We start from the raw sequence: 8,566 nt of genomic DNA on the forward strand, positions 1-8,566 counted from the left end.
CGAGGACATCGACGTCGCTCGCGCGGCCGCCGAGTGGGCCGAGCGCCGCGCCAAGATGATCTGCGCCGGGTGCCCGGTCCGCACGATGTGCCTGGAACTGGCGCTGGAGCGGCGCGAGCCGTACGGCATCGTCGGCGGGCTGACCGCCGACGAGCGCGCCGCGCTGCACCGGCGCCGCCTGCGGGACACGGCTCGCGAGCGCCGTGCCGCCGGGGGTGCTCACTGATGAACGCCCCGATGCTCACCGCGCTCACGGCGCGCTCACCGCGCACCCGGTGGTGGTCGCGGTGAAGGCGCCGATGAGCCAGGAACAGATCCGCTCGGCCGAACTGGCGCTGGCCGTGGGCACGTGGACGATCACGCTCGGCGCGGTCCTCTACAGCGTGCTCACGGTGACCCCGCTGATGTCCCACCACAGCCCGAAGGGCTGGGAGTGGACGGCCCCGATCCTGCCGCTGGTCGTGGACGCGGCGGTGGTGATCGTGGTCCGCATGGACAGCACGCTCGCCCGCCTGGGCGGCGACGGCGGCCGGTGGCCGGTCGTGCTGCGCTGGATGACCGGCCTCATGACGGTGCTGCTCAACGTGGGTCAGAGCGCGTTGGATCACGACAAGGTCGGGGTGGCGGTCCACTCGGTGGCGCCGCTGCTGCTGATCGTCACGGCGGAGACCTCGCTGGCCTACCGGCGGGCGATCGCCGCCGCGCTGGCCGCCCGTGAGACCCGTGAGCGCGACGAGCGGGCCGAGCGCGAGCGCCGCACCGAGCAGCGCCGCCAACAGGAACGCGAGGACCGGCAGGCCGAGCAGGACCGGGCCGACCAGCGCGAGCGTGAGCGCCGTGAGCACGACGAGCGGATGGCCAACCAGCAGCGTGAGCACGAGCGGCGGATGGCCGACGAAGCGCGCCAGGAACGGCAGCTCCTGGAGGTCGCCGAGCGGGCCGAACGCGAGCGCCGTGAGCACGAGGTGAGCGAGCGTGAGCGTCTTGAGCGTGAGCGTGAGCAGGCCGCCGAGCAAGACACCGAGCGGCTGCGGCAGGAACTCCTCTCCGCCCCCGCCGCGGACGGGCGACTGCCCGAGGACGAGGCCCGACTGACCGTCCAGACCGCCGTGACGCTCGGCATCCCGCAGCGCCGGGCGGCCGAGCTGACCGGCTGGTCGACCGGATGGGTCGCCGCCCGCTACCGGGAGTTCGGCGCGACCGCCCCGGAGCGCCCCGCCCTGCACGCCGTCCCCACCACCACCGACGACACCACCCCCCGCGAGGAGCAGGCATCGTGACCACCACCACCGACACCACCACGGCCGGCGCCCAGATCAACGCCGTCGGTTCGCTGCTCGCGCTCTTCACCGCGCACCCCGACCTGCCCGCGCCGAGGATCACCAGCGAGCGCGTCGTCACCGACGAGCGCGACGCCTCGGGCGACCTGCTGCTCACCGAGGGCATGACCCTCGCCTTCCACGACGCCACCTCCCTCGCCGACTTCGAGCAGTGGCGCCAGCGCCTCGGTCTCGACCCGGCCGGCGTCGGCCTCGCCACGACGGGCCGCTTCGCCTGGCTCGACGTCACCACCACCTGCACCGGCACGCCGATCAGGCTGGTCGGCTACTTCACCCTGCCCGAGACCGCCGCCGACCCGATCACCGCCGACTCCGGGGAGAACCGATGAACGCCGACCGCATCCCGGCCCCGTCGCCGGAGTTCGAGCAGACCCGCGTCGTGGACGTCTTCCCGTTCCACGGCTTCATGTGCGCCCAGACCAGCAGCGAGAACGGCTCCGTGCGCTGGTGGCACCTGTTCACCCTCGCCGGGCGCTCGCTCGGCGCCACCAGCCGGCCCGAGCTGCTCGGCTCGCTGATCCAGCAGACCCGCTGACCACCAAGGAGAAGCCATGAGCACCGCCCGCACCTTCCGCGCCCTCGCCGCCGACAAGCTCGCCCTGGACCTGCCCACCGGCCAGGTCCGCGTCTGCGTCCACCCCGACGCGACGGCCGTCACGGTCCTGCTCGCCACCGACGACGACCACGGCCCGGCCGCCGACGCCGTCAACCAGGCGCGGGCGCGGGAGGGCCGCAACACCCTGAGCATCGACGTCCCGCACGTCGACAGCGGCATCACCATCACCACCAGCAGCGGGCGCACCTTCACGACCCAGTCCGTCTTCACCGGCAACGTCACCGGGGTGACCATCGTCAACGGCCGGGTCATCACCGGTGGCAGCACCCACCACGTCGGCGTCAGCCCGGTCACCGCCACTGTGCTCCTGCCGCCCACCGCCCTCGGCGTGGCCCTGAAGACGGTCTCCGCCGACCTCACCGCCACCGGCCACCTGGGCGTCGTGTCCGTCACCTCCACCTCCGGCGACGTCCACCTCGACTCCGTGGACGTCCTGTCGGCCACCACCGTCTCCGGTGACGTTTTCGCCCGGCGCACCGGCGCCGACGCCGAGATCCGCACCACCTCCGGCGACGTGCGCATCGCCGTCCACGAGGGCCACACCGCCACCGTCGACACCGTCTCCGGCGACGTCCGCCTCACCGCCGGCACCCGCGCCACCGGCAGCGTGTCCGTCCGCACGGTCTCCGGCGACGTCGACCTGAACGGCACCGGCCACCTCGACGTCACCGCCCGCACCGTCTCCGGCCACAAGACCCGACGCTGAGGAGCCCGGACATGTCCGTCACCGAGATCGACGTCGTCTCGTTCGGCTACCTGCACGGCGCCCCGCCCGAGGCCCACCTGACCCTCGACCTGCGCCGCCACTTCCGCGACCCGCACGTCGACCCGGCCCTGCGCCACCAGAGCGCGCACGACGTGCCGGTGCGCCGGGCGGTGCTCGCCACCCCGGGCATCCGGGAGCTGATCGCCGCCGCCGCGCTGCTGGCCGACGCCTACGACGCCGGGCCCACCGAGGCGCCGCTGACCATCGCGGTCGGCTGCGCGGGCGGCCGCCACCGCGCCGCCACCGTCGCCATGACCCTCGCCACCCGCCTGTCCAAGACCGGCACCCGCGTCCGCCTCACCCACCGTGACCTGGCCAAGCCGGTCGTCGAGCGCTGAAGGAGCACAGCATGACCACCACGCCCAGCCCCGTCCCCGTCGAGCCCACGCACGCCTGGCTGATCACCGTCCAGCGCCCCGTCGAACGCGGCGTCCTCGCCACGTTCACCACCGAGGGCACCTACACCGCCGGGCCCGGCGCCACCCGTGAGGGGGCCTACCGCGAGATCCGGGCCCTGCTCGACCAGCAGCGCCCGGAGTTGGCCGGCGCGAACGTCCTGTTTTTCTCGCTGGAGCCGAACCGGCTCTGACCGGCCTCGACGGCCCGGAACCGCCGTCCTGCTGGCGAGCTGTCGGCGGTTCCGGGCCTCCCGTCCTCTGCAGAGAACCGGAGCGCTCATCATGTCCGAACCGGTGGCCTCGACGCTGGTCGAGGTCGTCCCCGCGCCCCAGAACCAGCCACCTCCCGCCCCGAAGCCGAAGCCCGAGCCGAAGTCCGTGTCCTCGCCGGGCGGGGTGCCGGGGGTCCCGTTGGCGGTGGCCGTCGCGAACGCCCTCGCCGGAGTCGGCGCCGGGGCCGTCTCGCTGGGCGGCGGAGCCGTCGCCGTGGTCGGTGCCGCCGCCGGTGCCGTCGCCATAGGGGGCCTGGCCCGCAAGGCCCGCAGCCGCCGCACCGGCCTCCGCCCCGCCGCCCGTACGGTTGCCGCCCACCGCGCGGGCGCGGCGAGTGGCGTCTTCACCCCGCCCGCTCGCACCGCCGTCTCCTCCAACTCCGCCTCGCCGCAGCGCCGTTCGGTGAACCCGGTCGGCTCGGCCTCTCGGCCCGGATCCGTCCCGGCCGGTGGCCGGGGCAGGGTCGGTGCTCCTGCCCACCACACCGCAGACCCGAAGGGACGGCCCGGCATGCAGCGAACGGCCGGAACCATGCACACCGCCGCCCACCGCGCCGGGGCCGTCGGCGCGACCGGTCAGGCCGAGCGGCCCACCGCCCGCAGCGCCGGTGCCGGGTACCGGCCGCCCGCGATTGTGCACACCCTGGCCAAGGCCGCCTCCCGTCTGCCCGGCCTCCAGGACCCGGCCCAGCCCGGGCAGGCCGCGCAGCGCGCCCAGCGCCGGGACGAGCGCCTCGCGCAGGTTGCCGAGCGCACCGCCCGCCGGGTCGCCAAGGGCCAGGCCAAGGCCCTGAAGGCGGCCGGGATCGACCCGGCCACCGGCGCCGGTGCCCGCCCGAAGAGCCCGGCCGCCGCGCGCGGGCAGATCACCCCGGTGCAGGCCAAGGCGCTGAAGCGCTCGGCGATGCGCCACCGGGCCCGGATGGGCTGCGCCGCGCTCGCGACCGGCCTGGTCGGCCTCGGCTCCGTCCTGGTCGGCAACTGGCGCCACAAGGGCAAGGTCAGCGGCCACATGCGCCGCATGTGGCGGCGCATGGCCGAACGCGCCCGCGTCGTCCGTGACGCCCGCGACGCCGCGATCCTCGGCCACGGCGAAACCGCCACCGACCCCGCCACCGGGGCGGCGCTCGTGCCGGTCCCGGCCGAGACCGTCACCATCCCCGGCCGCCCCATCCCGACCACGCCCGCCGCGACCGGCCTGCCCGGTTCCCCCGGCCCGGACGGCGCCGGACCCGCCGTTCCCGGCCACCAGGAGCCTGGTGAGACCGCCGGCACCACGCCCATCACCCTCGGCAAGCCCACCGTGAAGGAGACCGCCGTGACCACGCCCTCCGGCAGCGCCACCCCCACCGGCCCGTTCAGCCTCGCCGACGCCGCCGCCGACCTCCTCTCCGCCGCGACGACCTTCGACCCCGAGACCATGCTGGACTTCCTGAACCTCTCCGAGCAGCTGCCCATCGCCTTCGGCACTTTCCAGGAGGTCCTGCGGGTCCTCGCCGAGAAGGCGGCCTCGGAGCTGCCGCTGGCGCCGACGGTGGTCGAGGAGATCAGCATGGGGTACCAGGCCATGCACCGCGTCATCGACGCCCTGGAGGAGGTCGCCCCGACCTTCCGGCAGGTCCACGAGCTCGATCTGGCCCGCTACGACAACCCCCGCAACGGCCTGGAGGCCGAGCGGAAGTGGAACGTCTGACCTAACCCGCCGTCGCCTCCCCAGCGCCCACACCCCCAGCCGGGCCGTCCACACCCTGTGGACGGCCCGGCTCTCTTCCCGGCTGGAGACCGCCACCATGACCAAGAACACCAACACCACCAGGCCGCGCCTGGACTGGAGCGCCGGACACGGCCTGCTCTCGGGCACCCTCAACGCCACCGCCGGCGCCCTGTCCACGACCGCGCTCGGCCACGCCACCGGCCTGCCCGCCGGATGGGCGCTCGCGGCCGGAGCCGCCGGAGCCCTCGGCACCATCGGCGCCGGCCTGCGCAAGCGCCTGACCGGGGCGACGCTCGCGTTCCGGGGCACCTGCTGGATGGCCGCGGGCGGCTGGTCGTCCTGGGCGCTCGCCCACGGCGGCCCGTGGCAGTGGCCTGAGCTGGGGTCGCTGGCCGTCGCCGGGATCGCCGCCGGCACCCTCGGTGCCGCGTTCGCCGCGCACGAGGAGGTCGAGCAGGCCAAGCGCGCGCACCTGCTGCTGATCGGCGCCCGCCGCCAGCTCGCCGCCGACTGGACCGACCGCATCCGCCGCGTCTGCTCGGTCGAGGTGACCGTCCTCGGGATCGAGCACTGGCCCTCCGGCGCCGGCTACACCCTCGAACTCGAACTGCCCGAGGGCGGGACCACCCGCCGCTCCATCGCCGACCGCGCCGAGGCCCTGGGCTCCGACCTCGACCTGCCCGACGGCTGCGGCCTGCAGGTCATGCCCGGCATCTCCCGGCGCCGCGTCCTCATCCAGGTCACCACCAAGGTCCTCACCGACCAACTCCTCTTCCCCGTCGAGGAGATCGAGGAGACCACCACCGTCAACAACCCGATCCCGGTGGCGCTGATGTCCGATGGGGCCCGGGCGGAGATGGACCTGCGGCAGGCCTCCACGATCGTCACCGGCCCCACCGGCACCGGCAAGACCAACTGGCTCCACACCCTCATCGCGAGGCTCTGCCAGACGAACGACACGCTGGTGTGGGTGATCGACCTCAACGGCGGCTCCATCGGCCTGCCGTGGCTCAACGCCTGGCGCGACGCGCAGATCGACCGCGAGGGCTCGCGCTGGGCCGGGACCGACATCCCCGTCCCGGGCGTGGACTGGGTCGCCTCCACCATCGAGGAGGCCAAGCGCATGCTCGCCGCGGCCGTGCGGATCGCCAAGTCCCGCAAGGTCGCCTACCAGGACGCGATGCGCGACGCCAACGACGACAAGCTCCCGGTCTCCCCGAAGATCCCGGAGATCGTCATCATCATGGACGAGGGCGCCGAGGCCGCCGCCAGCCGCGAAGCCCGCCAGATCATTGCCGGAGTCTCCGAGGTCGTGCGCATCGCCCGCGCCATGGCCATCCGCGCCGTCATCTCCGTCCTGCGCGTCACCCAGGACGTCCTGCCCGACCCGCTCGTGCGCAAGATGGCCTCCAACCGCCTCGCCACCGGCGCCCTGGAGGACTCCGAGCTCGGGCACCTCTTCGGCTGGCGGGCCCTGCGCGCCGAGGACTCGTTCTCCGGCCCGGGGTCGGTGCTGGTCGGCACGGAGGGCAAGCAGCCCGCCAAGGCCCGCCAGCCGCGCATCACCCCCGACATGATCGAGGAAGTCAGCGCGATCACCGCCCGACGCCGCCCCGCCCTCGACGCGCCCTCCCTCGACGCCGCCGGCGCCGACTACACCAACCGCTGGACCATGGACCGCTGCGGCCACCTCTGGGCCAGCAGCCAGCCCGTCACCGCCGGAGCCGCCCCGGCCGCGACGAGCACCACGTCTGGCCCCGCGTCCACCGGCCCGGCCAAGGGCAGCGCCCCGGCCGGCGGGTGGAAGGCCACCGCCGGATGGGACACGCCCCCCACCGCCCCGGACGATGACCTGGAGTCGATCTGGCTGCTGCCCGCCGCCACCAAGGACACCCCCACCCCGGACGGCACCGACTGGGCCGACCCGTCCACCTGGGCCACCGGCCGCGAGGAGACCGCCCCCGAGACCCCGGACGCGAAGGACGCCGCCCTCGCGCTGCTGCGCGACGCCGGCCCCGACGGCACCGGCGCCAGCGCCATGGAGAAGGTCCTCCAGCCCCGGTTCGGCACCCGCCGTCAGGCCATCGCCGGATGGCTCAAGACCTGGGCCGAGACGGGCGAGGCGGTGCGCGTCGGCGAGGGCAGCAAGGCCCGCTACGTCCACCGCGACCACGCCCCCGGCGCCTGACCCGACCGCCTGTCCTGTCGCCTGTCCCCGCCCCCGGACAAGGGGGTCATTCGCCTGTCGCGCGGCCTGTATCCCCCCTCTGACCTGCGGACGACAGGCGACAGGACAGGCGACAGGACAGGCACGCGACAGGACAGGCGACAGGCACACCACCCGCCCGGGCGCCTGCCACGGGGCGGGGTCCCGACACCCGCCACAGCTCTCGAAGGGCCTCGCCGTGATCGTCTCGCTCAGCATCACCGTCGTCTTCGCGATCCTCTCCGCCGTCCTCATCCGCGGCCGGCGCGTCTCCCTGCCCACCGCCCTCGTGCTCTGGCTGAGCGGCTTCACCCTCGCCTCCACCGGCATGGCCGACCCGGTGAACAACATCCTCGCCACCGTCACCCGGATCGTCTCCGGGCACTGACCGCCCCGCACCAACCCCCGACGGGAGAAGCACCGTGGACCACACCCCCTACCCGCAGCCCGCCCCGGTGCTCTACACCGCCGAGGGCCACCCCCTGTACGCCGCTGCCCCGCTCACCGCCCCGCCCGCCCTCTACCAGGCCCCGCCGCAGCCCGCCCCCGTCTACACCCACCCGCCGATCCCGCAGCAGCCCACCGTCGTCATCCCGGCCCCCGCCCCGACGGCGCCCGGCCGCGACCCCTGGCCCGCCCGCCTCGCCGCCGGCGGCATCGGCCTGGGCGCCGCCGGACTCGGCATCGGATACGCCCTCCAGGCCGTCGCCGCCGCCAGCAGCAGCCTCGGCGGACTCGCCGCCATCGGCGCCGGCGCCTACTGCCTCGCCAAGACCCGCAACTCCAGCGGCGGGAGCGGGGGCGGGCAGGGCGCCGTGAACGTGCACGTCAACGTCACCAACCGCAACCGCTGAACGGACACCGTGACCCACCCCTTCACCGACTGCGGCAGGCCCGCTGCCACGCACTACGACCTCGCCCGGGTCTACGTCGACTACGGCTACCTGCCGCCCTCCGAGCACGCCCACCTGCTCGCCTTGCTCGCCATCGCCGACGCCTTGCGTGCCCTCGCCCCGCAGCCCCAGCCCGCCACCCCCGACGCCTGAAAGGCCCGCCATGGACGACGACTTCGACCCGTACGACCACATCGATCACCCGACCCGCGAGGAGGAGAAGGCGTACGAGATCGCCCTCGACCTCGCCGACGAGCAGCGCCGCGCCGAGGACGAGCAGGCCAACCCCCGCCCCGGCCACACCGAGCTGTGCGAGGGCTGCCACGGCAGCGGCGGCGGCTACGAGGACGAGACCTGGGAC

Annotated in this window: 13 protein-coding genes; all 13 read left to right on the top strand. The window is 74.7% G+C overall.

Annotated elements, in window-relative coordinates; genetic code table 11:
• The first annotated feature begins 7 nt into the window (after nt 1-7).
• Nucleotides 8-226 (top strand): WhiB family transcriptional regulator, encoded by a 219-nt coding sequence (locus ABZW03_RS31990; protein ID WP_355266104.1) that lies wholly within the window; start codon nt 8-10, stop codon nt 224-226.
• Nucleotides 227-299: 73 nt separating this feature from the next.
• Complete coding sequence (locus tag ABZW03_RS31995) at nt 300-1,280, top strand: DUF2637 domain-containing protein (protein WP_355266107.1); 981 nt, start codon at nt 300-302, stop codon at nt 1,278-1,280.
• On the top strand, nt 1,277-1,669 hold the full coding sequence (locus ABZW03_RS32000) for a hypothetical protein (protein ID WP_355266071.1): 393 nt from the start codon (nt 1,277-1,279) through the stop codon (nt 1,667-1,669). Before ABZW03_RS31995 ends, ABZW03_RS32000 begins: the two co-directional genes overlap by 4 nt.
• Nucleotides 1,666-1,875: a hypothetical protein gene (locus ABZW03_RS32005; protein WP_355266074.1), complete on the top strand. Its 210-nt coding sequence runs from the start codon at nt 1,666-1,668 to the stop codon at nt 1,873-1,875. Before ABZW03_RS32000 ends, ABZW03_RS32005 begins: the two co-directional genes overlap by 4 nt.
• Before the next feature lie 16 nt (nt 1,876-1,891).
• The gene (locus ABZW03_RS32010; RefSeq protein WP_355266077.1) at nt 1,892-2,662 is read left to right on the top strand and encodes a DUF4097 family beta strand repeat-containing protein; all 771 of its coding nucleotides are present in this window, start codon (nt 1,892-1,894) and stop codon (nt 2,660-2,662) included.
• Nucleotides 2,663-2,673: 11 nt separating this feature from the next.
• Nucleotides 2,674-3,060: an RNase adapter RapZ gene (locus tag ABZW03_RS32015; RefSeq protein ID WP_355266080.1), complete on the top strand. Its 387-nt coding sequence runs from the start codon at nt 2,674-2,676 to the stop codon at nt 3,058-3,060.
• 11 nt (nt 3,061-3,071) lie between these two features.
• Nucleotides 3,072-3,311, top strand: coding sequence for a hypothetical protein (locus ABZW03_RS32020; RefSeq protein ID WP_355266083.1), 240 nt, complete (start codon nt 3,072-3,074; stop codon nt 3,309-3,311).
• Between the two features lie 91 nt (nt 3,312-3,402).
• A complete protein-coding gene (locus ABZW03_RS32025; protein ID WP_355266086.1) occupies nt 3,403-5,085 on the top strand; it encodes a hypothetical protein in 1,683 nt (560 codons plus the stop codon).
• 97 nt (nt 5,086-5,182) lie between these two features.
• Nucleotides 5,183-7,294: a hypothetical protein gene (locus ABZW03_RS32030; protein ID WP_355266089.1), complete on the top strand. Its 2,112-nt coding sequence runs from the start codon at nt 5,183-5,185 to the stop codon at nt 7,292-7,294.
• Between the two features lie 217 nt (nt 7,295-7,511).
• Nucleotides 7,512-7,700 (top strand): hypothetical protein, encoded by a 189-nt coding sequence (locus tag ABZW03_RS32035; protein ID WP_355266092.1) that lies wholly within the window; start codon nt 7,512-7,514, stop codon nt 7,698-7,700.
• Nucleotides 7,701-7,734: 34 nt separating this feature from the next.
• Complete coding sequence (locus ABZW03_RS32040; protein ID WP_355266095.1) at nt 7,735-8,166, top strand: hypothetical protein; 432 nt, start codon at nt 7,735-7,737, stop codon at nt 8,164-8,166.
• Between the two features lie 9 nt (nt 8,167-8,175).
• On the top strand, nt 8,176-8,358 hold the full coding sequence (locus tag ABZW03_RS32045; protein WP_355266098.1) for a hypothetical protein: 183 nt from the start codon (nt 8,176-8,178) through the stop codon (nt 8,356-8,358).
• Between the two features lie 10 nt (nt 8,359-8,368).
• On the top strand, nt 8,369-8,566 hold a 198-nt coding region (locus ABZW03_RS32050), incomplete at its 3' end, for a hypothetical protein (RefSeq protein WP_355266101.1).

It is taken from the genome of Kitasatospora sp. NPDC004799, from assembly GCF_040609095.1.
GTDB lineage: Bacteria > Actinomycetota > Actinomycetes > Streptomycetales > Streptomycetaceae > Kitasatospora.